The following is a 26287-nucleotide window of genomic DNA, read 5'->3' as shown; positions in this document are numbered from 1 at the left end:
ATATAATGAATTCTTACTCTTTTGTTGATGAATAAAAAAAGTTCGGTGAGCAAATTGTCCAAAGTCGATCGAAGAATCCTAAAAACACAGGAAGCCCTGAAGACAGCAGTCATTGAACTAATGACTGTGAAAAATTTTGATGATATAACCCTTCAGGAACTCTCTGATAAAGCAAACGTGAGCCGTGGTACTATTTACCTTCACTATATGGATAAATATGATCTTCTTGATAAGCTTATCGAGAAGCATATCAATGAACTTCGTGAAAGATGTGAAGCAGCCTCTGATTTGGATTTTGTAACGGGGTCCGTGATTTGGACGGAATACTTTGAGAGTAACTATGCCTTTTTTTCCATGATGTTAGCTAGCAAAGGAGCCCCTTTCTTCCGGAGTCGTTTTCTGGAATTTCTTATAGAAGAGTTCAAAGACGAAGTGGATATCACAAAGGGTAAAAACGAAGGATTAAATAAGGATCTAGTCGTACAATTTTTAGCTTCTTCGTATGTAGGTGTAGTTGAATGGTGGTTTACGAACGAAAGACCAGTAACCTATCAAGTATTAGCAGAACAGCTGGGAGCCTTATTGGAACGAAATTGTACAAATAACCCCTCATCCTAAAGGATGAAGGGTGACTTGGAAAATAGTAACTAGTTTGCGAAATGTTAGCCTATTTCGATCTTTCTTAGAAACCATATTTAGCTTCTTCAGCCTCTCGAATTTTGGCATAGGTCTCAGAGAGTACATAGGTATCTTCCACTAAGCGGTCTATACGGAATAGCACATCATCATTTACTATTTCTTTTCGATAAAAATCCTTCTCTTCTATAAATACATACGTTTGAACAATTTGCGCTTTCATATAGGCCAATATCGGTTTCAATTGCTGCTCAGCTACCAGATAGTGACGTGCAGAACCTGCCGTGACGAGCATACTTACAACCTTGTGTTGAAATGCTTTTTCGGGTGCTAAATCGAATATATTCTTTAGTGTTGCTGGGATGGAAGCTTGAAATATAGGCGTTCCGATTACGATAACATCTGCTTCCATGATCGTTTGAATTACGTACTTGGTGTCCCCTTCGTATTCCAGATAATTGCGACCATCACTGAATTGAACATCATACTCCGCCAGATCTAGAAGCGTAACTTCTGCATCTTTGTATTTTTCATGAAACGAATTTATTGTGTAATTCATAGCGATTCTGGTTTTCGAACCTATCTTTGACCCTGATAATGCTACGATTTTCATAATCCTGACCTCCTGGAGTTTATTTTTTTGCCGTATATTTTTTAATAGCTGGTAGAATTTCAGAACCAATTAAATCTATGTTTTTCATTAAATTTTCAAAAGGTACGCCACCAAAATCCATTTGTGCGATATATCGTTGATGGCCGAAGAGTTCATGTTGATATAGAATTTTTTCAATGATTTCCTGTGGGCTGCCAATATTCATAACATCGCGCGGATCGGCTCCTTGAGCAAACGCCTGTTTAGGAAAACCACGTCCATTGGTTAATTTCATTCCTTCGTTTATATATGGATAATAGGCTCTTTGTGCCTTCTGTGTTGTTTCATCCGCGTAAAAGAATCCAGCAGTCGCTACAGGCAGCTTCGACGGATCGAATCCGTTCTGGCTTGCAGCTTCACGATAAGCATCAATGGATCTTTTAAACAAGACTGCGGGACCCCCTAAATGGGCCAAAAACATAGGAACACCTGCAATGCCTGCTTTGATCGCACTGGCAGAAGTTCCCCCTACAGCTCTCCATATCGGTAAGTTTCCCTCAGGACGGGGGAGGATTCTTGCATTTTTGAGAGGGTTACGAAATTCTCCCTTCCAATTCATAACTTCGTTTTCATTTATCTTTAATAACAAGTCGAATTTTTCTTCAAATAATTCCTCATAATCATTAAGATCATAGCCCAATAGTTCATATAACCCCACTCTAGAGGCACGGCCAGCTATTATTTCAGCTCGACCATTTGAGATCAAATCAATTGTAGCGAAATCTTCGTACACCCTAACCGGATCAGAGGTGCTTATAATCGTAGATGAGCTACCTATTTTCATTTTCTTAGTAGCCTGTGCAATAGCTGACAGCACAACGGTATGCGCCTGAGTAGCAAAATACTCTTGATGACTCTCTCCTACACTAAAAAAATCAATGCCTGCTTGCTCCGCTAATTGAGCCAAGTCAATAATTTCACGTATGCGTTGTTTGGCAGATATTCGGCTCCCAGTTTCAGGGTTCGCTAGATGATCACCTAATGTATAAAGTCCAAACTCTAAGCCGTTGTCTGCATTGATCCGATATTGTTCCATGATTATCCTCTTTTCTTTAAGAAGTAAGAATTCATTTATGATTTGTCGATTAAATATAATTAAGTAAGTCACTATAATAAGTATAGTTAAGTGCTTGCATAATGTCAAACTAATGATCCTGTTAAGAAAAAACTACTCGATTTAAACCTTGTGCTAAGAATCCCCTATAATAATCTCCACATGGTATATTTAGGTTATTGATTTGATTATTAAAGTGATAAACAAAAAAAGGAGAATTGTATTCATGCACAACCGCCGCTTCATGAACGTATTACTTATTCTTTTCTTATCGGCTTCCAATTCGACTCCGATCTTTGCATCGGCTTCGGTTGTACCGAAGTTATCCGATTCTATCAAACGTTCTGTAATCCAACCCTCCGTCACAATTAATGGCATAAACTTTTCCTTTCAAGATGAGTTGCCTACGTTAATAGAGGGAAAAACGTTCGTTCCAACCCAACTTTTTGAGCATCCCGACATACAAGCCGATATTTCGAAGTTTATAGATAACCCTTATCCGCATGTTTTTATTTCACATTTTAACGGAGCACTTTCTATTTATCCGGATAAAAGTGATTATATGTTTAGTGATTACAACGAAGATATAGAGGATTCTGACGTTTGGATTGATTGGAAAAGTCCTACACCTTATCTCTCCGGCAGTGACATTATGGTTCCATTGCGCGCTATTGCCGAACGAATCGGGATTTCCGTTGATTGGGATGTAGCAACTAGAACAGCGATCATTACCACGGATGATGATTTTCGTGCTGAACTCGAATCTCCTGAGGAGTGGGAAGATTGGCTAGGAATGAAACCTATCGAGATGGATGATCCCTCAGGAGAGGCAATAACAGAGCAGGAGTTAACTGAATTTGCTATTTTGAGCGGACTCCCAGTTCTGGACTCTCGGATTATTGATAAATATACAGCTGTACTCTTACATATCGAAGAGGAAGATGGCGTAGAATCTCTTACGTTGAAATACGTCGATCGTTTAAAAAACGGTAGTTTGGACTGGAGTATGGATTTAGGCATGGGGGATGATGGAGACGACGTCCAAGTGAAGAGGAGCGGACAACTCGTTAGTGTCGGTATGTTCGATCAAGGTCTTAAGAAGCAATTCAGTCATTTCGAAGTAAGTTACAAAGTTCATGATAAGAAAGTAACTCACACCTATGATATCGCGGGTAAACAAGGCATGTTTTTTGACATTTCTGAGGAAGTGACAAGCGGGGAGATAACTTTCTTTGGGAAAAACGGTTACACATTCGAAACGTATTTCTGGTAAGTTGACAAGCTTAAACAAATGTAAAAGGTACCCTAGTTGGGTACCTTTTACGTTTCTTTACCGCCGGCCGAGCCATTATGCTGTATTGCGAGTCTAACCAGTATACTCGCACCATGACCTAGCATCGCTTCATCGATATTAAACTGTGGCTGATGGATAGCATGGAGAATTCCCTTCTCCTTATTGCCGCAACCGATAAAGGCGAAGGCACCAGGAACTTTATCAAGATACCAACCAAAATCCTCACCAGCCAGACTTGGCTGCTCCAAAAGTATTACCTGATCCTCTCCTAGAACAGCACGGGCTGCATGAAGCACCTGCTGCACCGCTTCCGCATTGTTCACTACTGCAATTCCTTCACGCAGCTCCAGCTTGTATTTCCCTCCGTAAGACTCAGCTATAGCTGAAGCATGGCGCTGTAAACCATTTGTAATTGCAGCTACCGTCGTCTTGGTAAACGCTCTGAACGTTCCTGTCAGTTCACTGTGTTCAGCGATCACATTAACAGCAGTACCAGCCTGCAACGTTCCGAAGGCCAACACCGCCGCCTCCTGCGGATCGATTCGATTAGCCATCATTCCGTTAATCTCTCCTATATATCGTGCCGCCATCTGGATCGCATCTACAGCTCTGTGCGGAGCACTATGATGACCGGATGTCCCCTGAAATTCCACCTTAAAATGGCTTGACGCTGCCATGGCATCATGAGGGTGAATACCAAGCGTTCCGACCGGAAGCTCTGGCATGACATGTAGCGCGTAGGCATAGTCGACACCTTCCAGCACGTTATCCTCAATGAGATCGCGGCCGCCTGAGAGTAATCTTCCATCAAGCGGACTCTTGACCGCGCCTTCCTCAGCTGGCTGGAAGACGAAAATGATCGTACCCATCAATCGTTCCCGGAAGGCTGCCAAGGTTCGGGCAGCCCCCAACAGCATAGCGGTATGGGCATCATGGCCACAGGCGTGCATGATGCCGTCATTGACTGACTTGTAAGGCAACTCATTGCACTCTTGTATCGGCAGGGCATCCATATCTGCCCTAAGAAGAAGAGTGGGCCCACTATTGCCATTGTCTGCTAAGCCTTGCAGGAGGCCGACCACCCCCATTCCGAAATGTTTACCGACATTTCTACGTACTGTGATCCCCCACTCCTCTAACAAATCTGCTACTTTATTAGAAGTGCGAACGACATCATACAGTAGCTCCGGATGGGCATGCAAATCACGACGGTATTCAATCATTTCATCCTGCAGCTGGCCGGCGTAATGCATCATCTCCGCAATATTCGAGTTTTGGTGGATTGCGAATACTGGATCAACCGTCAAATTTGCCCTGCTGGCTGAGAAGCTTTGGAATAGCGGTTCTCCGGCAACGGAATGCCGAGGTTTCCACGCAGCGTGTCACTTTCGTATTCAGTGCGGAACAAACCCCGCTCCTGCAGAATCGGCACTACCCGATCGATGAATTCCTCCAGTCCGTTAGGGACGGCAGCCGCGATCATAAATCCATCTGCCCCATGACTCTCAAACCAAGTTTGAATCTGATCAGCGACTTGCTCCGGTGTGCCAATGAAGCTGCTGCGCGGAGTAGCCGATTGCAAGGCGACCTGTCGAAGCGTCAAGCCTTTCTCCTTCGCATCCTTTTTGATTTTATCTGTGCCGCTCTGAAAGCTATTGCGCCCTAACTCGCCAAGCTCAGGGAACGGTTCATCCAGCGGATATTGCGAGAAATCATGGTGTTCGAAGAATCTACCTAAGTAGTTCAGAGCATTCTCAATCGTTACAAGGCCAGCAACCTCCTGATATTTGCGCTCTGCCTCCTCCGGCGTGTCACCAATGATTGGAGCAATTCCAGGAAAGATCAGCACCTCATCCGGATTCCGGTCAAACGATGCTACCCGTGTCTTAACATCGCTGTAGAATGCCTGGGCATCTTCTAGCGTTTCGTGGCCAGTGAAGATAGCATCCGCTTCCTTGGAGGCGTAATTCTTACCGACTTCCGAGGAGCCTGCTTGAAACACGACTGGCTGCCCCTGCTTCGAACGAGCAATATTCAGCGGTCCCTTCACGGAGAAGAACTCTCCTTGATGGTCCAGGGTATGCATTTTTTGCGGATCAAAGAATACACCTGATTCCTTGTCTCGGACAAACGCATCATCCTCCCAAGAGTCCCATAATCCGCGCGTGACCTGCAAATATTCGGTGGCAATGCGGTAGCGCTTGCCATGGTCAGGATGCTCTTTTTTGCTGTAATTTGACGCAGAACCTTCCAGAGGTGAAGTCACCACATTCCAGCCGGCCCGGCCGCCGCTGATTACATCCAGTGAGCCGAATTGACGTGCTACGGTAAATGGTTCACTATACGAGGTAGACAAGGTACCAACTAAACCGATGTTAGTGCTGACGGCTGCGAGTGCGCTAAGAATGGTCAGCGGCTCAAACCGGTTAAGGAAATGAGGAATGGACTTTTCATTAATGTACAGACCGTCTGCGATGAAGATCAGATCCAACTTGCCTTCTTCTGCCTTCTGTACCCACTCTTTGTATAATTCAAAGTTTACACTGGCGTCTGGTTTGGCATCTGGATGGCGCCACATCGACGTGCTGCCTCCTACCCCATGCAGCAGTGCACCCAGCTTCAGTTGTCTTGGTTTGGTCATGTTCATTCCTCCTAAAAGTTTTGTGAGCATACGCTTCCTAGATTTCATTTCATGCAAAACTGACTTCGGAAGCAATCATTGTACAAACGATGCATTAGCTGCGCCCTGTTTGATTCGCTCGATCTGGCCAAGATGTCTCTCCACATGTCCAGTGAAGCCGTGCACGATATCGGAAATTTTCACAGCCTCCCCCTTGAAATTAATTCCGCTTTTCTCCCAATCTTCTTCGCTAAGCCGTTCAAACAAAAGGCTGTTATAGTAAAGCAGGCTGCGGAACAGCTCCAGATTGTCGGAAGCATTGCCGCTGTTGGCGTACTGACCGCTGACCCAAGCATCCTGATTGAAGACTGGAAGCTGTGCAGTCGTAGCAGCGAGAATATCACGAATGCGGAACGAAACTACGATGATGTGATCAGCCAGATGAGTCAGTACCTCAGTCACACTCCAACTGGCGGGTTCTGCCTTCCATTTCAGTTGTTCCTCCGTTAACCCGGCGGTCGACTTTACTAATTGATGATACGTCTTTAGATAATCACTGATTTGAACTCTGCTCATTAAATCCCCTCCAATATATGACTTGTTCGCGAATGATCCGGTGGTGCGAAACGAGATAACGAAAAAGGCTGGATGTTATGTGATGTAACTCCGAAGATCGCTAAGTCAGCCAGTATTTCACCCACAACACTAGAAAATTTAAAACCATGCCCCGAAAATCCTCCAGCTATCAGCACGTTGGAATGGAGCGGATGGCAGTCTATAATGAAATCTTCATCAGGCGTATGCTCATATTTACATGCAGAACCTTTTAGCAATCGACCAGCAGCACCGGGCATGTAAGACTCCAGTACCTTGCGGAGGTCACCCTCATCGCTGGCTTCACTGCCGAACGGGGCAAGCTGTGTACCCGGCTTCCATTCCAGCCCTGTATCATGCCGGCCGATCTTCAGGCCAGCTCCATCAATGCTGGGAAATCCGTAATAGCCACCTTCCTCTGCTCCTAACGTAAAGCCAGGGAAATTACCAGCAGCAAAAGCAGGGGAGCTCTCAAACCAGCCCACAACTTTGCGGATTGCTTTAATCGGCAAATGTACAAAAGGTGCCAATTTGCCAAACCAAGCTCCGGCACTAAGAATAACTGCCGCTCCGTGATAATCGCCATTTGTCGTATGAACCGTAACGCTGCCTTCGCGAGCGGTGACATTCACTACTGGAGTGTTCGTCAACAGTTCCGCACCATGTCCAAGGGCAAGCTGACGGTAGGCGGAAATACAGCGTTCGCTGTACAAATATCCGGCATCTGGTTCATACATTGCCGCGAATGATTCCGGTATGTTCAATGCCGGCCAGCGCCGCCGGATCTCTTCGGCATCCAGATGATGGACCTGCACATTCCGTTTCTTCGCTTCTTCGAGACGACCGTTGAAGGAATACACTGCGCTATCCGCGAGATTCAAGACGCCTGAGCGGACAAGGAGTTCTGTTCCGCTCAACTGTTCCGCTTCTTTCCATAGTGTATCTGCCCGCAAAGCTAAATCAATGTAGGCGGGATCACCGCTGTAAGCATGCCGGATCAGCCGGGATTCCCCGTGATGGCTGCCCTGTGTATGTGGAGGATCGAAGGCATCCACTAGTAGCGTCTTCACTCCGCGCCTCGCAAGATTGTAACCAGCGCTCATGCCCATCGAGCCTGCGCCTACGATAATTACATCGTAACTCTTATGTTCAGCTATAATTCTGCACCTCCACCGGAATTGTAGTACTCAAGGGAACGTACAGCCGTATCCGCAAGGAAACGTGCTGCCACAGGGAGTGCCTGTTCATCCAGATTGAAGGCTGGATGATGCCATTCTTGGCTTCCTTCAGTACCTATAAAGACGAACAATCCTGGTACCACGCGCTGATAGAAGGCAAAATCCTCTCCGGCCAGTGAAAGCTCAGGTTTGACCGCTCGGTAGCCAAGAGCTTCAGCCGAGTCTACCCCTAACGCCGCTAAGGCGGCGTCGTTGATAACCGGAGGGGGCCCTTCGATCCAGCGGACAGTGGCTTTTGCTCCAAGAGCAGCTGCCACACCAGTCGCCACTTCCCGAAAGCGGTCAAGTACTTTGCTGCGCACCGTTTCATCAAAGGTACGGATTGTACCCTCAAGCACGGCTTTTTCGGGGATGATATTCCATGAATTTCCGCTGTGAATCTGCGTCACACTGACCACCGCACTTTGTAGGGGACTGACATTGCGACTTACAATGGATTGAAATGCAGTCACGATATGCGAAGCAGCTACAATCGGGTCTATCCCAGCTTCTGGAACGGCAGCATGAGAACTGCCACCCTGTACTTCAATCACAAACCCGTCAGCCGCTGCCATTAAAGGGCCCGCCGTAATACCGATCGTTCCGACTGGCAGTTCCGGCTTGTTATGCAGCCCGATTACTGCCCGGACTTCTTCTAGCGCCCCGCTAGCAATGATCCGCTGTGCCCCTTGCGCCTTCTCTTCAGCCGGTTGAAACAACAGGCGTACCGTTCCTAGTAACTGACCCTCTCGCTGCTTCAACTGATAGGCGGCACCGATCAAGGCAGCCGTATGGAAATCATGTCCGCAGGCATGCATTTTGCCGGGATACAACGACGCATAAGCTGCTCCAGTTTCCTCCTGGATTGGCAAGGCATCGATATCTGCGCGCAGCGCGATGACCGGACCGGGCTGCTTGCCCCCAATTTCTGCGATCACTCCGGTAGACAGACCGTAATCTACGACCCTGACTCCTGCCCGCTCCAGCAGGGAAATAATATATTTTGTTGTCTCATATTCTTCGTTCGACAGTTCCGGGTGCCGATGCAGATGACGGCGTATCCCGATTAATTCTTCTCCAAGCGCTTCCGCACTCAGCTCTTTAGCTTTACTAGTCATATACAGTCACCCTCCTTTAAACGATTTCCCGTGTGATCCTGATCCGCCTGCTTATGCCTCTGCCGGCACTTCAGCGATTGCTTCGCTCAGTAGCTCAAAGGAGCGGAACCGTTTGTCAAAAGGCTGCACATTCGTAGTTATGATGAACTCCTCAACACCGGATGCCTCTGAAAGTGCCAACAGCTGTTCACGTACAGAGTTCTTTGTTCCTTTGGTAATCTCTGGTTCCAACTCTTCAATCGTGTATGCTTCATTGCTCTGGCGGGCAAACTCCTCCGCCTGTTCCCGGGTTCCAACGGTTAGCTTCTTCCCGCTTGCCAGCTGAATCCGAATCAACTTATGTGCGCCCGCCAGTTCTTTCGCTTCCTCTTCGGTATCAGCCACCACTAGTGCTAAAGCGATAATTGCTTGCGGTTGTCTGCCCTGTGAAGAAACAAAACCACTGCGGTAAGCACGAATAGCATCTAGCGCTACTGTCTTATCGCTATTAATAAATAGGGAGAACACATAAGGTAATCCAAGTTCAGCAGCAATCTCTGCACTGCCTACACTCGCACCAAGCACATACAGCTCGGGCGGAATACCAGGAAGGGGACCTGCCTTCAACCCAGCCAGCGGGTGGTTTTCTTCGAGCCGGTTATGCACATATTTCTCCAGCTCGATGATTTTGTCCGTTAAGCTAGGGGATTCGGTTCTTTCCTGCTGAAGCGCTTGTGTGCTGCGCGGGAGACCGCCGGGAGCACGTCCCACTCCGAGATCCACTCGGCCAGGAGCCAGAGTAGCCAGCACATTGAAGTTCTCCGCCACTTTATATGGGCTGTAATGCTGGAGCATGATGCCTCCAGAGCCAATGCGGATACGCTCTGTTTTGGCCAGCAGATGTGAGATAAGGACTTCTGGAGAAGAACCGGCTACCTGCTCAGAGTCATGATGCTCGGAAACCCAGAATCGATGAAATCCAAGCTCCTCAGAGAGTTGTGCCAGCTTAATGGTATGCTGGAATGCTTCCTCTGGCGTTTCTCCCGGAAAGATCGGACTTTGATCGAGTACGCTGATTGTAATAGCCATTGTTTTTCCTCCTATATGGAATAGTTAAATTCAGGTGTGATTCGCTTCAGGAACTGCTTCGTTCTTTCTTCGCGCGGATGATTAAACAGCTCTGTCGGCGTTCCTTCTTCAACAATGACGCCTCCGTCCATAAAAACCACATGATTCGCCACATCACGAGCAAATCCCATTTCATGGGTGACTACAATCATTGTGATGCCTTCCTTGGCAATTTTTCGGATAACAGCCAGAACCTCACCCACTAGCTCAGGGTCCAGAGCCGATGTTGGTTCGTCGAATAAGATAACCTCTGGCTCAAGCGCCAAGGCTCGGGCAATCCCTACACGCTGCTGCTGACCTCCGGACAGCTGACTCGGGTAAGCATCCAGCTTGCTGGCAAGACCAACCTTTTCAAGCAGTGCAATACTCCGCTTTCTCGCTTCGTACTTCGGAAGCTTTTTGACAATTAACAGCCCTTCCATCACGTTCTCCAGCGCGGTTTTATGACGGAACAAATTGTACTGCTGAAATACCATTGCCGTTTTTTGCCTAAGCTGATGAATCTCCTTTTTGCGGGCATGTTTGCAGTTCACTTTAAAATCGCCAATGGCGATCTCTCCGCTGCTTGGCCTCTCCAGATAATTCACGCAGCGTAAGAGAGTCGTTTTGCCGGAGCCACTGGGGCCGAGAATGACGACAACCTCTCCCTTCGTCACCGTTAAATCTATATTGTTTAATACCTGATTCCGACCGAATGACTTCGAAATTTGCGCAAGCTTGATCATGCTACTCCACCTCGATTGTACAGATTAATCCTTTTCTCAATGACCGACGTCACGCGTTCGATCAGAAATGTTAGTGCCCAGAAGATCAGCGCAGCTGCCAGATAAGCCTCAAAAAACTTCCAGTTCGTTGAAGCCACTATCTGTGCCTTAGCATTGATATCCACCACCGAAACCGTAAAAGCAAGGGTAGATCCGTGCAGCATACCGATTACTGAATTCGAAAGATTAGGCAGACTTGCCGCCAGCGCTTGAGGAAAAACAATCCGCTTTAGTGCTTGGGGCGTAGTCATACCGATAGAGTGGGCTGCTTCTAGCTGACCGCGATCCACAGCGAGCAGACCGGAACGGACGACCTCGGACATATAAGCTCCAGCAGTAATCGAGAACGAAATATAAGCAAAACCGATCATCGGAATCGAAACCGACCTAAAGCTCCAGCCGAAATGCGCCGCCAGAGCATCAATCAGCACAGGAAGCCCAAAATATATAAGCAGCAGATGCGTCAGCATCGGTGTCCCGCGGATGAACGTAACATAACCGACGGCCAGCGGATGCAGCAGTGGAACTTTGTATAGCCGGATCAAGGCTACAGCCACTCCAATCACAAAACCAATCAATACAGAGACAACGGTAATATATAAGGTCGTAGGAATTGCACTCAGAATTTGTACCAGAGCAGTCCATATAAACGATGGGTCCAGTTTCATAATCCGGTGCCTCCTTTGCCAGGTCCCAGTTCTGCAATGATGCGTCGGTAGGACCAGCTTTTGTTGATTTTAAACAATTTTTTCTCAGGCGTATTTCGTCTTTCATGCCGTAGCAGATGGTGTTCTGCTACAAGCAGCAGCTTCTCAATCGTAAAGCTGATGACCAGATAGATAAGCGCAAGCGCGATATAGGTTTCAATAAAATGCTGTGTTAAGCTGCCAAGCGTCTGAGCTTTACCTGACATTTCCATCACCCCGAGGGTAAAAGCTAATGATGTATCTTTCAGTAGTGCAATTACTAGATTAGAGAATACAGGAACTGCTATACCTAGCGCTTGGGGCAGCACGATTCGTGTAAAAGCTTGAAACCCCGTCATCCCCGCAGCGTATGCAGCCTCCACCTGCCCCTTATCCACCGCCATCACAGAAGCCCTAATCATTTCGGACATGTATGCACCCGTATGCAGACCGTAGGTTAGAATCACAAAGACAAGTACAGGGGTTCGGGTCATATCCACATGGACCAGCTTCATGATTTCAGGCAGACCATAATAAAACAAGAAGAGCTGGATAAGAATCGGAGTTCCCCGAAAAAAAGAAATATAGATTTCGGAGAGGGTCTTTAACACAGGCACTTTATAAAGTCTTGGCAGAGCTACGAGAAAGCCGACAATAATTCCTGTCAGTAGAGAACAGGCGACAATCAGAAGCGTGGTGCTTAAAGTCCCTAGTAACTTAGGCAAAAACGAAAATACAAAACTGATATCAAACTGTGCGCCCATATATTCCCTCCCTTCCCGTGCTCACTGGCTCAATCATTTAACCGAATCCGCTGTAACATCCGCACCCAGCCATTCCGTGCTCAGCTTACCCAGTGTTCCGTCCGTCTTCAACTCTTTAATCGCACTGTCAATCGCATCTGACAGCTTTTGTGAATCGGCATCTTCCTTACGAAAAACATAGAGAATGTCCGCGGAGGACAGCTCATCGCCCGTAGCTTTTAGCTGACTCTGCGGATCAATGATCGGTAGGACAAAATCTGCAGCCAGCGTAGCGTCCACACGCCCAGTACTAATCTGTGCGACGGTATCATTCGCTGCACCGTTCTGATACACGATATTAATCGCATTGTCATGCTCTTTATTGTAGTTTTCCAGAATTTGCGCTTGTGCGCTTGTCGCACCGACTAATACCTTTTTTCCTTTAAGATCATCCAGTGATTGGATCGAATCATTATCCTTCGCCACTACGATGCGGTTTCTCCAGTGGGCATAGGCTTCTTTGTTAAAAGAATATTTCAACTCCCGCTCTGGATTTTTCTCCATGACATGGGCAACCAGGTCGATTTTTTTAGTTTCCAGACTCAGCAGTAAATTGCTGAAATCCATGGTTTGAAACTCGAATTCATATTCAGGCAGCTGCTTATCGATTTCTTTGAGCAGTTCCACATCGAAGCCTGTAAGCTTGCCGTTCTCATCTATGAAGCAGACCTTCGGAAAAGCAGTACCCGTGCCTACGATGATCTTAGTTACCTTTGTCGAACTATTTGCCGTTGCCGAAGCTTCGGCTGCATTTCCATTCTGACTACTGTTCGTGCTGTTATTTCCGCAACCTGCTATCACCAGTGTCAATAACGATGCAATTACTAATGAAATGGACTTTTTCATTGTTCTATCCCCTTTGAATGATTTGTGATTTATCTATAAGTGTTTTTTTTCATCAGATACATAATGCCGTCACCATTCTGCTGATCCAGTTCCAGAAACCGTTCATACCCCCGGCGTTCATACATTTGAACTAACCATGGGTGCTTCTTCGCCGTTGCCAGCGTGACCGCAGCCGAACCCAATTGTCCAGCAATAATGTGCTCTTCCACCCAATCCAGAAGCTTTCCACCATAACCTCTGTTACTGTAATCCGGATGAGCAGCAAACCATTTAATAAAAGGCAGTGGGCTAATCTTCTTAATCTCTTCTTCTTTTGAAAGTGTTATCGTCGCAACTATAGTTCCATCAACTTCAAGCACATAACACTCATTCGTAGCAATATTGTCTTCAATAAGTGCCAAGTCAGCTGTAGCCGCCGGCCAATGCAGCCCGAGCTCACGAATCAGCTCATACGCACGATATGTAACCTCAAGCAGAATCTCCGCATCTTTCAGTTCTGCCAGTCTGTATGTCTCACTCATCGCAAGCCCTCCATCCTTCCGAAATTAAATTTATAATTCCTATCGAAATAGTCGTCATTATATGCAATTAACTTTATCACTGCATGTGTCCATGCGCTAATAGAGTTTTTTAATACATCTATACAATTAGTCGATCTCCCGTTTTACCAATCCCGAGTTCAAGTAGAGTTTCTATGAATTCAGCGTTCTCCCCATTTAGTGAAATCAGGCTGGTACGTAAGGAGATGCCTTCCGTCTCCGCAATATCCACCCGTACTAACGTCCCAGCTGCTACTTCCTCTTGCACACTAAGTGCCGGAAGGAAACAGATACCTGCTTTTTTCAACACCAGCTTCTTGGCTGTCTCCAGGTTATCCACCTGATATTCAATTTTCGGCGGCTGTTCCATGCTCTCAAATACACGATGCAGTCGCATCCAATCCAAAGACCCGCATTCAAAAAAGACTAACGTCTCCTGGCGAATATCCTCCAGCGATGTACGTTGTGCCTTAGCTAAGCGATGCCCCTTCTCTACATACAGCGAAATGGGGTCTTCGCAGAAAGGAAAGGCTTGAATGGCTGGATTTACGACCTTACGGATAAAAGCCAGATCTAGCTCTTTCGATTTCAGCTTATCAATCAATACTTCCGTAGAAGCTGTCGTCAGCTTAATCGTGATATGCGGATACCTGCGCTTCAAATGAAGCATCAGATGCGGCATTAAATAATTGGATACCGAGACAGTACTGCCGATCCTCAGTTCATTTGGAATAAGCCCCTTGGCCTGAACCTGATATTTACCGTTCTGATAGATCTGGAGAATCTGCTGGGCATAGGGAAGAAATTGCTTACCTTTATCCGTTAGGCTAATCTGCTTACCTAACCGATCAAACACTCTGCAATCCAATTCCCTTTCGAGTGATTGAATCCGTGCCGTAACTGTCGGCTGAGAGATATATAGGACTTCGGCCGCTTTATTGAAGCTTCCATAATGGTTAATGTAGACAAAAGCCTCAATATTTTCAATGTTCATCCCTAATCCCCCTAAACTAATATTAATTTTACTATTCCGATGAAAAAACAATGAAATATAACGATGCTTTCCTATAGATTTTGTTTATATCTTATGCACCCCCCTATTTTTTGTCAACTTAAATTCCGTGTGAAATAATCGGATTTCTACAAAATTTCATTCATAAATGATTAATAATTTAAAATTTGAACCTGCAGAAGCTATAGTGAATCCCTTTGTAATCGACTGTTATGTTTATTTCATATAGAGCTTTTCTATTCATTTATCAAAATAATAAAATACCCCTTATATAACTCGGAATTATCGTTTATAATGACTTCATTCGTATGAACTATACATTAATTGAAAGGGGATCGCGAGATTATGTCACAAAAGATTATTATCCGTGAAGCTGAGAATAATGACCGTGATGCCATCGCTGATGTGATACTGGACGCTTACCACCAATATTCGGAAATCATGCCCGAGCCGTTGTGGCTAGCGTACCGGAAATCACTTCTTGAATCTGTCCATGGCGATGCCCCGATCGTGCGGATCATCGCTGAAATCGACAAGAAAATCATTGGTAGCGCACTCTTGTTTAGCTCCTCGGAAACGGCTTACGGTAAACCAGAACTAGGCATTCACTCCCCTATCCTACGCTTGCTTGCCGTATCCCCATCCGCTCGCGGCCTCGGTGTTGCAACCCATCTAATTCACGAAGCTGCTAGGAGATCTCATGAGTTAGGAGCCACCACTTTAAATCTGCATACTTCAGAAATGATGGCTTCAGCAATCAAGCTCTACTATCGCTTAGGCTTCAAACGGGCGTATGAGACCGATCTTATGAACGGGGAAACCCTGGTACAGGGTTTCCAACTAGACCTACAGAATTCCGTCCGTACTTCAGCAGGATAATTATAAAATTCAAGTACAGACTAACTCGATGAATATAACGCATTCTTAAGCATTGTCTTGAAATAATAAAAAAGAAACCTCGGGAAGCTTCCAATGATCTTATGTGATCATTGCGGCGAACTTCCGAGGCTCATTTAATTTCCTTTTTTATAGGTAATTTCTTTAAAACTCACAGTGATATCGCCTTCAGTATCTGCATCATCCAGGCGATGATCTAAAATTACAGTTGCTTTGGCGGGGATGGACGAAAAGCTAGCCCCCTTCTGCTTCTTCTTTACATCATAGAGATAATAAGAAACATTCTTAACCTTCAGCCCTATAGTATCCTTGTACAAAAGTTCTACGGAATAGGATTTTATCACAGCTACATTAGCGTCCATCCATCCTACAACTTCAACCGCTGCATCTTCTTGGTCGCTTTCAGTCTTAATGGAGCCGATGGGAAGCCCATCCTGATTATAAAAATCAATTTTTTGGGGAGCGATTTTCAAATAATCGATATCGATGTCATGGATTCGGTTTTGGTTGATCTCTGCTGTATCCATCCAGGCAATCGTGCCCGCCGGGTTCCACTTTATTTTCTCAGAAGGTACATATTGCTCTTGTGGTAACGGCACAGTACGTAGCGAAGCTCCTTTATTATCATAAAAGGTTAATTGGCCGCTCTCATCATCATGTACAAATCTCTTAAAGGTTGGTGAAAGAAACAGAGATGGTGCACCGGTCGTCGAGTGAGGGATTACCGGATATTTTAGAAGATACACATCGTCCTTTCCTTTCCTCAGATCAAACAACCATACATTGCCGAGGTAACTTTGCATAAATAATATTTGTTCATCCGCATTCCACTGGAATTTATAGATGTAGTCAGAATCATCAGAAAGCGGCCAAAAGTCTTCCCGAAGTCGTTCAATATCTCCTGTAACAACATTATATGAGGACAAATGATATTTCCCAGCTTCTTTCGTCAGATCCGATTCCAGAAATAATAGATGATCCTCATCCAACTTGATTAGCATATTATAGTTGTTCATAAATGCATTGTTCCAACGGTTATCGGTATCGATCAGCTCATCGCTCCATTTCACCATCACCTCATCCGTAGCAGGATCATGGGCTAGTAAAGCGTTAACTGCATTATGGTCGCCATAGAAAAAATGAATGGTATGATATAAGATTCCTTGTAATTCAACCACTGCCCCACCGTTTAATAGATAGTTATTTTCGGTTATGCCAATTGGTTTAGCCACCAGTTCTCCATTTGAGCTCCGTACTGCATTAAACTCCAGACCCTTAAAGTTTGCTTCCAAGAATATAAGCTTTTTTAACTCGACAGTTGATTCCTTAGTAAGTGTGTAGCCTGTGCTTGTTTCGTTCACATTCATTAACATGCCTTGCTCACTTGTTTCGTTAATCCATAGATGAAAGGCATATTTATTATTATTTGAAATTAGAACAATATCGTAGTTAGGCGTTGCGGTATTTAAATTTCCCGGTATTTGTACAGCGGTACGGATGGCTCGGACGAAAGTTTCTATGCTTTCATGATCTATGTATTCAGCCTTTATGTTAGCATTCACTGAACCATGTGCTAAAGATTTCGCTACTGTGATTCGCTTGATTTCCTCGTCAATTTTTAGATTATCGGCTTCTACTTGTTGCTCATTGGGTTGAAATAAGTCAAGTAAAACTACTTTTTTTGTTTCCAGCAGCTTGTAATGTCCATTTTGTCCTAATTTGGTGAAAAGACCATGATTCTCGCCCTTAATCCAGAATGAGAACTTTTCGTTTTCTTTATTCTTCATTTCAACAGTAGCTTCATAATCAGGTGCTGCAATATCAAGCTTGGCGCTGTCATACTCAGCAGTATGTATGGCTTCATTGAATTGTTCTATTAAATTATTGTCCGTTATGGTCATGGATTCACCGCTATCGATCTGGATTGTTATGGAATTAACAGAGCTCAGATCGATCAGGGTTTGATTCACTTTATCCTTATTCCCTGTATTGATACATCCAACAATGATTACTGAAATGACTGCTAAAAGGGCTAGTAAATTTATCCTTTTCATATAGGCTCCTCCTTCATGTTCTCTCTTCTTTAACGCCAAATAGAGGATAAAGTTGCAATAAATGAGATTAGCAATTGGATCAGATTCTTATCCTGAACTAAGTAAAATTGTTTGTAGCAATAAAAAAAGCCACCGTACAGGCCTGTTCTCCTGTAAGGCAGCTTCTCTTTTATCCCAAAGGTTGGATGAACTATTTAATCATTATCACTACCATGTTCAGACCCGAAAAGCCTTTAAAAAATTCACAGCCTGGCGGATATCTTCCTCTGGATTAGTGCCAACTTCCCGTTCTATGGTCAGGAAACCTGTATAACCGATGTCGTTCAGCGCTTGCAGATAATTGTTCCAGTCGACAGAACCTGCTCCAAGTGGAACTTCACGGAACGCCGAGCCGGTCTCGGCCATTTCAGCCATCTTCTCATGGTCTAATGCGGGTGCTTCATAACCATATTGACCGTAAACATCGCGCGGATCGATATCGGCAAGCTTGAGACCATCTTTAGCATGGGTGTGTACAATGTAGTCTTTTAGTGTATGAACACCTTGCACGGGATCATCACCAGTCACCATCACCATGTTGGCCGGGTCAAAATTAACAGAAACCCCTTTGGAACCCAAACCGTCGAGGAACGTCTTCAGACGCGCAGCGGGTTCTGGCCCAGTCTCAATCGCAAAGTAAGAATTCATCTCATGCGCGTATCTGCTTAGTTCCTCACAGGCGATGTGCATGGTTTCATAAATTTTACTGGTGTGGTCAGAGGGAACAATACCGATATGTGTAGTTACGATATCTGTACCTAGCTCCTTGGCCAGCTCCATAATGCGTTTGGACTTTTCGATTTTGGCACGGTTCTGTGCAGGGTCCTGAAATCCATGTCCGCCTAAATCTCCAACGAGGGCAGAGATTTCGAGACCCAGTGAAGCGATGTATTCCTTCCATTCACGGCGGGCTGAAGGAGAAAGGTTAGCGGGATCAAATTCACCTTGCACCGCATAAATCTGAACTCCATCAGCCCCTGCTTCTTTTGCCTTGCGCAACCCCTCTTTTACTCCGACCTGAAAACTGTCTACGATAACGCCGATTTTGTTAGTGATAATTGGTTTAACCATGGTAATAATCCTCCTTTAAAATGAATTAGATTTGGTTCCAAACCCGCTTGATGTATTCTAACCCAAGTCTTGTCCCCTTACGGCACTCTTCCATTCCCTCAAATTCTACAGAGATATATCCGTCGTAGCCACTTTCCTTAACGGTTCGAATGACACTCGGCATATCGATGTCTCCTTGACCAACGATGGCACCCCTCAACCAGTTCCCACCAGTAGACTGGAACCAGCCTTCGCCAGGCTGGCGACCCTGCGGACGAATATAAAAATCTTTGAAATGTACCATCGAAGCAAGCTTAATATTGTTAGTCACAGCAATAAGCGGATTCTCATCTGCGCACAGGAAGTTACCAATGTCGAGTGTTGTACGGAAGTTATCTCTTCCTACTGCGTGAACCAACGCCTGTACACGATCGCTGTGCTGAATAAAGTATCCATGATTCTCCACACTGGTTGTGATGCCCAAACCTGCGGCATAATCGGCAATTTCCCGACAGGCTTCAGCTAAATGTGGAAGCTCTTCCAAAAAGTGCGTAATTGATAGATCATTTGACGAGGCTACATCATGCCGCATCCGCTGAATGCCTAATGCCGCACAGACGTCTACTTCCCGCTTTACCCGTTCGACTTCCCGCTGTCTTTCCGCTGTCTCCAGCCCGGCAAAATTCGCCCCGATAGCATAATTAGACAACTCTAGTCCACGACCTGCTGCCGTTCGTACAATCTGATCAATTAGCTCAGGATTCTCAACCAAATTGATGCCCAAGGGTACAATCTCCGCATGCTCCGCGCCCAGATCGGCGATCGTCTCAATGACTCCTTCAAGCGTAAGCTCACCCGTTGAAAAAGCTGAATGCAAACTGTAGGTACTGATTCCTAGCTTCATAGTTTCACCTCTTCGCCTTTGGCAGCGGATTCATAGATCGCGCCGAGAATCTTCATGATTGTAACGCCGTCCTGCACAGGACTAATCGGTGTAGAGCCGTTGCTGATGTTGTTCGCAAAGTGATTAATCTCATTCTGGAATGCACTGTTGAACTCAAACCCCTTATGATCGGTCTGCGGATAGGTATTGACGATCGTATCCGACAGTTCTTTGACGAGGACTATCTCAGGATCAATTTCAAACCCACCCTTGTCACCGTACAGGCGGACTGAGCGCTCGTCTTCTTTGGCATGCAGTGTAAAGCTTACATCAACCATCAGCGAAGCTCCATTCTCAAAACGAATTAGTGCATTTGCTAAATCTTCCACCGTATTGTTCGCTGCGTCGTAATCAGCGGCTTTATAGAAAGAAAGGTTCTTGATATTGGAACGATTGCCGAGCTTCCGGTAGGTATTGGCACTTACTGATACTGGATTCGGACGGCCCATCAAATACCAGCATAGATCGATCACATGGACGCCGATATCAATCAATGGTCCGCCGCCGGAGCGTTCAATATCACTGAACCAGCCGCCGGGATTACCAAGTCTCCGGAACGTCGTTGCCTTCGCATAGTAGATTTCACCGAATTCTCCTTGTTCCACCAATGTCTGAAGTAGCTGGGCATTAGAGTCATAACGTCGTACAAAGCCTACTTGCAAAATTTTACCGCTCTTTTCCACTGCCTGCTGAACCTGAAGCGCTTCTTCCACCGTGCGGCAAAGCGGCTTTTCCACAAGTACATGCTTGCCTGCCTCAAGTGCCGCGATGCTAATCTCAGCATGAGAGTTGTTCCATGTGCAGATGCTGACTGCATCTATTTCGGAATTAGCCAGCAATTCACGATAATCCGTGTATACGTTCTCCACGTTATACTCAGCAGCAACAGCTCGTGCACGCTCTTCATTCAGGTCACAAACCGCATATATGATTGTCTGCGGATTATTCCGATAAGCACTTAAGTGCATGCTGGAGATAGAGCCGGTTCCTATTACGCCAATTTTGATCATATCCATAAATACTCTCTCCTTTATTTTGCATAGGTTATGATTCGTATTATAATGATTTCAACCCTAAACACCATGCAGAACCTTGCGGTTTCATTTGTACAATTGTGCTATAGGAGGTGCAGTCAATAAATGTTGGACTATGATAAACATCTACAGGAACCCATGGACATGCCGGATCCCGAGTTTCCGATTAAAGTACATACCCAGCGCTTCAACCAAGAGGGAGTTTTGTTGTTCCCACATCATTGGCATGAGCATCTTGAGTTTCTGTTTATCGAAAGCGGTGAGGCTGTTTTTGAATGCGGACGAACACCAATCAACGTACGGGCTGGTGATTTAGTTGCTGTGAACAGCAACGAGCTGCATTATGGGGTGAGCGCTTCTTCTGATTTATTGTATTATGCGATTATTGCAGATACTTCTTTGCTGCATAGTGCGGTAAGCGACGCTGCCGAGACCAAGTTCATCGCCCCGATTCAGCAGAACCAGCTGCTGTTACGTAATCATATCCGGGGGGATCAGCACATTACAGACTGTGCGCTGGCGATTATTCGGGAACTGGAACTTCGCGAATTTGGATATGAGCTGGCCGTGAAGTCCGAGCTATACCGCCTGCTAACGCTGCTACTACGCAGACATATTGTCACCTTTCTCTCACAGGCTGAGCAAGAAAGACGTATTCAGACCGTTGAACGCTTCGCACCTGTTTTGCGTTATATCGATACACATTACCAGGAGCCCATTCAAGTTGACGAACTTGCGGCACTAACAGGGCTAAGCCGCTTCCATTTCAGTCGTCTCTTCAAGGAATTAACTGGTCATACGATTTCGGAATATATAAATGCTGTCCGTTTAGACCGTGCAGATTATTTGCTAAGGCATACCCAGTTAACGATTTCTGAAATCGCTACCACAACTGGCTTCAGTGATATCTACTATTTCAGCCGGACTTTCAAAAAACATAGAAAAGTACCCCCAAGCAGTGTGAGAGGGTTCTAGTTAGGGTGAACAAAGGAAGCAGTCTTGTACTTGCTATCGCTCCTTAATTTTAACATCAAAAAGGTCAGGAAAGGGTAATCCCCTCTACTGACCTTTTTTTATTTTATTAATTGCATAAAAGAAACTATCTTCCATCTTATGGGTATAATTAACATAACAAAGATATAGGAGGAGATTTCATTGAGAAAAATAATTAAATTGACTATATTAGCACTTTGCATAATGATTCTACCGGGAACAATGATTTATGCCGCATCGAACCAATCAGAAGTTTCATTATACTTCAATAATGTGGTACAAAAACAGGCAGCAGTAATATCCGAGAGGGACATTCTTTTACCTGTTGAACAGCTCTCTAAAAATTTGTTTGCTTTAATCGCTTTAGATGAAACAAGTAAAACGGTTCGAATCTACAAGCCAAATGTGAACATGGTATTGCTTGATAACAATGGAGAGATTTTCGGTAAGGTAAAAAGCCCTGCGCGGTTTGCCTTTTCAACCTTATTACAAGTAGATCATTTAAAAACAGAAATTTCAGATATAAAACTTACGATCACTGATCCTGCAGATAAAACAGAAACTATCGATAATCAACAAATTAAGAAAAGTGAAGAAAACTTTTGGTTCAAAACTAACGAATTTACTTATTCGTTTAATACAAAAGGTACCTATACTATTCAAGTATTTTTTAAAGACGTAAATTCAAAAACATGGTATCCTGTCTCTGAAATCGATGTATTCGGCATATGAATTTCCGATAGTTGAATTCCCGTTTCCGTACTTCCTCACTTCTTATTATTCTTAATCACTTCATTAAAACGGTCAGGAAAGTTGGTATGTACCCCGTCTACGCCCCAAACCACGGCTTTGTCCATATTCACTTGATAATTCACTGTGTACGGAAATACCTTTAGACCCGAATTTTTCACCTGTGCGACATAGGAGGAATTTATTCTTTGAAAGTTAGGGCTAATACCAACTGCATAAGTTTTCACCCGATTGATAAAAGACTCTGGTACTTTGTAAACCGGAATATTATACCAAACAATTTGATAAAGCGGGATCTCTGGGTTAATCGAATGAAGCTTACGTAAACTCGCCTCACTAAATGAATGTACGGAAACATGATCAGACAGATTATATTTTTCAATTTGTTCGTTTAATATGGTTTCGATATTCGGATTCAAAGCAGGATCTTTAATCTCAATCATATAGTCCACTTCTTTTCCAAACCTTTCAAATACCTCTTCTAAAGTCGGAATACGTAATCCAGCATATTGATCCCTAGCAAACATGGGATATTGTTCGTTAAACCAAGAGCCAGCGTCTAATTTCGAAAGCTGCTCTAAAGTATAATTCTTAACATACCCCGTTCCATTTGTCGTACGATTAATAGTTTCATCGTGAATAACAACAAGAACACGATCCTTTGTTAACTGAATGTCTAACTCGATATAATCGGTATCCATATCAATGGCTAGTTCGAATGCAGGTATAGTATTCTCAGGAGCATATCCCGAAGCGCCACGGTGAGCAATGGTATAGACTTTGTCCGCAGGCTCGAGAATTTCCTTCACTTTAGTACGAATCCATGGAGAATAGGCATACATTGAGGTACACAATAAGATCAATAAAAATATGTGAATAAATATAAAGTACATTTTAGAATTTTGAATCCTTTGCATAAAACTTCCCTCTTCTTTTCAATAATTTATTGTTGTTTACTTGGTGCTGTTTTCTACATCATATCCAGTTAATTACCATCCATAATCCTATCAAATCTCCTCTTGATTTATAATTATGTAAAACCTGCGGATTATTCTAAGCTATATCGCAATGATGGCTGCAATAACCGCTTTAATGATATCACCTGGAAGAAAGATCACCACACTTGTTAATCTAGCCCAAATGGAAGTATTCGTAATCAATGCCATGATAGGCGCACCTATCAGATTAATCAACATTACACCAAAAATCAAATTTACGACAATCAGCTTCCAAGTTCTGACTTCCAGCGAATCATGCAGCATATACAAATTCTTTGATTTTCATGAAGAAACCCTTCTTAGGAAAATTGAATGTATTGATTAGATTCATAAAGTTGGAAGAATCTCGAACTAAAAAAACACTGATCCAGATTAGGATCAGTGTTTTTTAGCTACACAATTTTAAACAGAATAGCTTTACTTGTTGATATGTTCATTGATTTGTTCAGCGATTTGTTCCAGTAATGCCTCTTTCCCTAATGCAAAGAATGCTTCATTGTAATTTTGTCTGCTTGTCATGCGATATATATTTTTCGATTTTACAGCTTTTAAGCTGCTCCAGACCTTACTTTGGTCTAGAACATTCCGGTCATTATCAGATAATAAAATGATGTGGTCTGGATTAAAAGTAGACAGTGCTTCTAGACTTGTTACTTTTCCTCCCCATGGGTCTGGTTCCGGTGTACCTGGCGCGATGAGTAATCCAAGATCATTAAAAATCATATCTGCAATACCTGTACGGGAATAGATCCGGATTTCTTTCTCTGTAGCTTCGATTACCGCAAACGTTTCTTCTTTAGTTATCTTTGTGATTTGATCATGCAGTTGTTGAGCACGTTGATCATAGGCCTTCAGCCACTCATCCATTTCTGTTTTCTTATCAAGTACCTCTGCAACAAAGGCAAACCGCTCTCTAAAAGCATTAAAGCCATAAGGAACCCTCACTGTTGGAGCAATCATATTTAGTTGATCATAGATTTTCTCTTGCGTAGGCCCTGCCAGTATCAAGTCAGGACTTGCTGCACTAATCGCTTCCAAGTTGACTTCCGTTTGAAACCATCCAACGGGCGTTACATTAGGCAGTTCTTTTTTTAGAATAGGTGTGATTTCCAGTGAATTAGCCATGTCTGTATTCCCGGTAATCACAGGTTTATATCCAAGCACTAAAAGTTCTTCAGTTGAGCCAGATACATCGGCAATTCTAACCGGGTTTACCGGTATTTCAACATCTCCCTTGGCGTCCTTAATGGTACGTGTTTCGGAGGAATTCGTAGCGACGGGTTCAGATTTTACCGCAGGTGGGGAGTTCTCCCCTTGAGCCTCCTGCCCTGAATTCCCACATCCGTACAACATCACCATCATAAATAAGGCGATTCCGACAAAAGAGATACGTTTTAAACTGAACATTTTTTCCAACCCTCTCCAATCTATTGATAATCGTTCTCACTACTAGCAAGTCCGATCATACACTCTGCTGATAGGGCTGAACTACCGATAGAGGGATTGAATAACGGTTTGGCGGATATTTATTTGTTGTCTAACGTTTTTTTATTATTTCAGAAGGATTTATTCCATATTGCTTCCGAAACGCCTCCGCAAAATGACTAAAGTTGTTGTAACCTACCATCGTCGCTGTTTGACTAACACTACTCTCCCCGGAACGCATGATTTCCCATGCTTTTTCTAAACGTTTGTTCCGTAAATAGGCAAATACAGTCGTACCATACTCTTCCTTAAAACCAACTTTTAATTTGTATTCGTTAATACCCGCCAGCTTGGAAAGCTCTATGAGTGATGGAGGGTTTGCCATTTGCTCGAGTATGATTTCCCTGGCTCTCCGAATGCTTTCCCGGTCAGTGCGAGATAAATGCAAGCTACGTTTAGTATGACTCTGCTCAAAAAGAAAAGCGCCCAAATATGCGGAAAGGAGTTCTAATGCCTTACCCTCTGCGTATAACCTGCGCATTGAGGTATGATATGGGCAATCTCTCAATTGAACCAATATTCGGGAGGTTTCTGGAAGAATAGGCATACGGAACATACGAAATGATTGTGTATCTAACAGCCCGGATAAACTGCAAGTATGTAGAGATCCTTGCTCTACCATCCATGAATCGAACAGTGTTACCGGTACACCAATGGACAGTAAACGGATGGGTTCAGCACTGCGATAGTGAAATTCGGCTTGGAAATCTCGCATGAGCTGCAATGAACAACTGTCGGGCACCAACTCGTGACTATTGCCTGTTACCTGAACTTCTCCGCTGCCCTGTAGACAAAAGCTTAGCTCAATCATAGCTGCTTCGGATTGAACTCGGACTAAACGATCCTCAGTGAAACGGTAATCACTATCTACAATTTCGATCCCGGAAGATGTGATAACCCTATCGACGTATCCATGGTCACTAGGTTGTGAGAAATGCATTCGCTCTGTGGTGTCCCTTATAGCCGGAGTCTCAAACAATGCATTGAAATACCCGTTGTAGATGTTATGAATTGATTTTCTTGTCATTAATTCATACCCTCAGCAGATCTGTAGTATGCTGTAACCCCAATGTAGTGTTTTATCATGAGGAGATCACCTTTA

The 26287-nt window shown here is 44.4% G+C and carries 27 protein-coding genes; 5 read left to right on the top strand and 22 right to left on the bottom strand.

Annotated features, from left to right (window positions below; genetic code table 11):
• Window positions 1–54 precede the first annotated feature (54 nt).
• Window positions 55–618, top strand: coding sequence for a TetR/AcrR family transcriptional regulator (locus PAENI_RS13635; protein ID WP_149645636.1), 564 nt, complete (start codon window positions 55–57; stop codon window positions 616–618).
• Window positions 619–682: 64 nt separating this feature from the next.
• Here PAENI_RS13635 and PAENI_RS13630 read toward each other — a convergent pair whose 3' ends face one another.
• Both PAENI_RS13630 and PAENI_RS13625 read right to left on the bottom strand, forming a co-directional pair.
• Window positions 683–1249, bottom strand: coding sequence for an NADPH-dependent FMN reductase (locus PAENI_RS13630; protein WP_042188313.1), 567 nt, complete (start codon window positions 1247–1249; stop codon window positions 683–685).
• A gap of 19 nt (window positions 1250–1268) precedes the next feature.
• Window positions 1269–2324 (bottom strand): LLM class flavin-dependent oxidoreductase, encoded by a 1056-nt coding sequence (locus tag PAENI_RS13625; RefSeq protein ID WP_076299756.1) that lies wholly within the window; start codon window positions 2322–2324, stop codon window positions 1269–1271.
• Window positions 2325–2568: 244 nt separating this feature from the next.
• Between PAENI_RS13625 and PAENI_RS13620 the strand changes: the two genes are divergently transcribed.
• Window positions 2569–3615 carry a stalk domain-containing protein gene (locus PAENI_RS13620; RefSeq protein WP_149645635.1) on the top strand — a complete coding sequence of 349 codons (1047 nt, stop codon included), beginning with the start codon at window positions 2569–2571 and terminating at the stop codon, window positions 3613–3615.
• 47 nt (window positions 3616–3662) lie between these two features.
• Here the strand turns inward: PAENI_RS13620 and PAENI_RS13615 are convergent, their stop codons facing one another.
• The 12 genes from PAENI_RS13615 to PAENI_RS13560 all read right to left on the bottom strand — a co-directional run bounded on the left by PAENI_RS13615 (window position 3663) and on the right by PAENI_RS13560 (window position 14924).
• A complete protein-coding gene (locus PAENI_RS13615) occupies window positions 3663–4943 on the bottom strand; it encodes a M20 metallopeptidase family protein (RefSeq protein ID WP_262495602.1) in 1281 nt (426 codons plus the stop codon).
• A complete protein-coding gene (locus tag PAENI_RS13610) occupies window positions 4940–6277 on the bottom strand; it encodes an LLM class flavin-dependent oxidoreductase (RefSeq protein WP_149645634.1) in 1338 nt (445 codons plus the stop codon). The genes PAENI_RS13615 and PAENI_RS13610 overlap by 4 nt, the downstream gene beginning before the upstream one ends.
• 75 nt (window positions 6278–6352) lie before the next feature.
• A complete protein-coding gene (locus tag PAENI_RS13605) occupies window positions 6353–6832 on the bottom strand; it encodes a DinB family protein (RefSeq protein ID WP_149645633.1) in 480 nt (159 codons plus the stop codon).
• Window positions 6832–8007, bottom strand: coding sequence for an N-methyl-L-tryptophan oxidase (gene solA, locus PAENI_RS13600; RefSeq protein ID WP_149645632.1), 1176 nt, complete (start codon window positions 8005–8007; stop codon window positions 6832–6834). Before solA ends, PAENI_RS13605 begins: the two co-directional genes overlap by 1 nt.
• Window positions 8004–9185, bottom strand: coding sequence for an amidohydrolase (locus PAENI_RS13595; RefSeq protein WP_149645631.1), 1182 nt, complete (start codon window positions 9183–9185; stop codon window positions 8004–8006). Before PAENI_RS13595 ends, solA begins: the two co-directional genes overlap by 4 nt.
• 51 nt (window positions 9186–9236) lie before the next feature.
• Window positions 9237–10253 carry an LLM class flavin-dependent oxidoreductase gene (locus tag PAENI_RS13590; protein ID WP_149645630.1) on the bottom strand — a complete coding sequence of 339 codons (1017 nt, stop codon included), beginning with the start codon at window positions 10251–10253 and terminating at the stop codon, window positions 9237–9239.
• An 11-nt stretch (window positions 10254–10264) separates the two neighbouring features.
• Window positions 10265–11017, bottom strand: coding sequence for an amino acid ABC transporter ATP-binding protein (locus PAENI_RS13585; RefSeq protein WP_149645629.1), 753 nt, complete (start codon window positions 11015–11017; stop codon window positions 10265–10267).
• Window positions 11014–11724, bottom strand: a complete 711-nt coding sequence (locus PAENI_RS13580) for an amino acid ABC transporter permease (RefSeq protein ID WP_149645628.1) — start codon at window positions 11722–11724, stop codon at window positions 11014–11016. Before PAENI_RS13580 ends, PAENI_RS13585 begins: the two co-directional genes overlap by 4 nt.
• Window positions 11721–12506, bottom strand: coding sequence for an amino acid ABC transporter permease (locus tag PAENI_RS13575; protein ID WP_042188294.1), 786 nt, complete (start codon window positions 12504–12506; stop codon window positions 11721–11723). Before PAENI_RS13575 ends, PAENI_RS13580 begins: the two co-directional genes overlap by 4 nt.
• Before the next feature lie 33 nt (window positions 12507–12539).
• Window positions 12540–13391, bottom strand: a complete 852-nt coding sequence (locus tag PAENI_RS13570) for a transporter substrate-binding domain-containing protein (protein WP_149645627.1) — start codon at window positions 13389–13391, stop codon at window positions 12540–12542.
• Between the two features lie 29 nt (window positions 13392–13420).
• On the bottom strand, window positions 13421–13912 hold the full coding sequence (locus PAENI_RS13565; RefSeq protein ID WP_149645626.1) for a GNAT family N-acetyltransferase: 492 nt from the start codon (window positions 13910–13912) through the stop codon (window positions 13421–13423).
• Window positions 13913–14030: 118 nt separating this feature from the next.
• On the bottom strand, window positions 14031–14924 hold the full coding sequence (locus PAENI_RS13560; RefSeq protein ID WP_042188290.1) for a LysR family transcriptional regulator: 894 nt from the start codon (window positions 14922–14924) through the stop codon (window positions 14031–14033).
• A gap of 363 nt (window positions 14925–15287) precedes the next feature.
• On the opposite strand from PAENI_RS13560, the gene PAENI_RS13555 reads away from it, so the two are divergent.
• A complete protein-coding gene (locus PAENI_RS13555) occupies window positions 15288–15821 on the top strand; it encodes a GNAT family N-acetyltransferase (protein WP_149645625.1) in 534 nt (177 codons plus the stop codon).
• A gap of 134 nt (window positions 15822–15955) precedes the next feature.
• On the opposite strand, the gene PAENI_RS13550 is transcribed toward PAENI_RS13555, so the two are convergent.
• The 4 genes from PAENI_RS13550 to PAENI_RS13535 all read right to left on the bottom strand — a co-directional run bounded on the left by PAENI_RS13550 (window position 15956) and on the right by PAENI_RS13535 (window position 20941).
• A complete protein-coding gene (locus PAENI_RS13550) occupies window positions 15956–17893 on the bottom strand; it encodes a YhfM domain-containing protein (protein ID WP_149645624.1) in 1938 nt (645 codons plus the stop codon).
• A gap of 216 nt (window positions 17894–18109) precedes the next feature.
• Window positions 18110–19003, bottom strand: coding sequence for a sugar phosphate isomerase/epimerase family protein (locus PAENI_RS13545; protein ID WP_076299742.1), 894 nt, complete (start codon window positions 19001–19003; stop codon window positions 18110–18112).
• A 25-nt stretch (window positions 19004–19028) separates the two neighbouring features.
• The gene (locus PAENI_RS13540; protein WP_149645623.1) at window positions 19029–19886 is read right to left on the bottom strand and encodes a sugar phosphate isomerase/epimerase family protein; all 858 of its coding nucleotides are present in this window, start codon (window positions 19884–19886) and stop codon (window positions 19029–19031) included.
• Complete coding sequence (locus PAENI_RS13535; protein ID WP_076299740.1) at window positions 19883–20941, bottom strand: Gfo/Idh/MocA family protein; 1059 nt, start codon at window positions 20939–20941, stop codon at window positions 19883–19885. The genes PAENI_RS13540 and PAENI_RS13535 overlap by 4 nt, the downstream gene beginning before the upstream one ends.
• A gap of 123 nt (window positions 20942–21064) precedes the next feature.
• On the opposite strand from PAENI_RS13535, the gene PAENI_RS13530 reads away from it, so the two are divergent.
• Together PAENI_RS13530 and PAENI_RS13525 are read left to right on the top strand one after the other, a co-directional pair.
• Window positions 21065–21934 (top strand): helix-turn-helix domain-containing protein, encoded by an 870-nt coding sequence (locus PAENI_RS13530; RefSeq protein ID WP_149645622.1) that lies wholly within the window; start codon window positions 21065–21067, stop codon window positions 21932–21934.
• A gap of 180 nt (window positions 21935–22114) precedes the next feature.
• Window positions 22115–22684 (top strand): hypothetical protein, encoded by a 570-nt coding sequence (locus tag PAENI_RS13525; RefSeq protein ID WP_149645621.1) that lies wholly within the window; start codon window positions 22115–22117, stop codon window positions 22682–22684.
• Between the two features lie 35 nt (window positions 22685–22719).
• Here the strand turns inward: PAENI_RS13525 and PAENI_RS13520 are convergent, their stop codons facing one another.
• The 4 genes from PAENI_RS13520 to PAENI_RS13505 all read right to left on the bottom strand — a co-directional run bounded on the left by PAENI_RS13520 (window position 22720) and on the right by PAENI_RS13505 (window position 26212).
• Window positions 22720–23619, bottom strand: a complete 900-nt coding sequence (locus tag PAENI_RS13520) for a glycerophosphodiester phosphodiesterase (protein ID WP_149645620.1) — start codon at window positions 23617–23619, stop codon at window positions 22720–22722.
• A 141-nt stretch (window positions 23620–23760) separates the two neighbouring features.
• A complete protein-coding gene (locus PAENI_RS13515) occupies window positions 23761–23964 on the bottom strand; it encodes a biotin transporter BioY (RefSeq protein ID WP_076299738.1) in 204 nt (67 codons plus the stop codon).
• Between the two features lie 153 nt (window positions 23965–24117).
• Window positions 24118–25107, bottom strand: a complete 990-nt coding sequence (locus PAENI_RS13510) for an ABC transporter substrate-binding protein (protein ID WP_149645619.1) — start codon at window positions 25105–25107, stop codon at window positions 24118–24120.
• Window positions 25108–25237: 130 nt separating this feature from the next.
• On the bottom strand, window positions 25238–26212 hold the full coding sequence (locus tag PAENI_RS13505; protein WP_076299736.1) for a helix-turn-helix domain-containing protein: 975 nt from the start codon (window positions 26210–26212) through the stop codon (window positions 25238–25240).
• Between the last annotated feature and the right edge of the window lie 75 nt (window positions 26213–26287).

It is taken from the genome of Paenibacillus sp. B2(2019) (genome assembly GCF_008370385.1).
Taxonomy (GTDB): Bacteria; Bacillota; Bacilli; order Paenibacillales; family Paenibacillaceae; genus Paenibacillus_AQ.
Note: the sequence above shows the minus strand (reverse complement) of the source record. Positions and strands in the feature narration are given on the sequence as shown.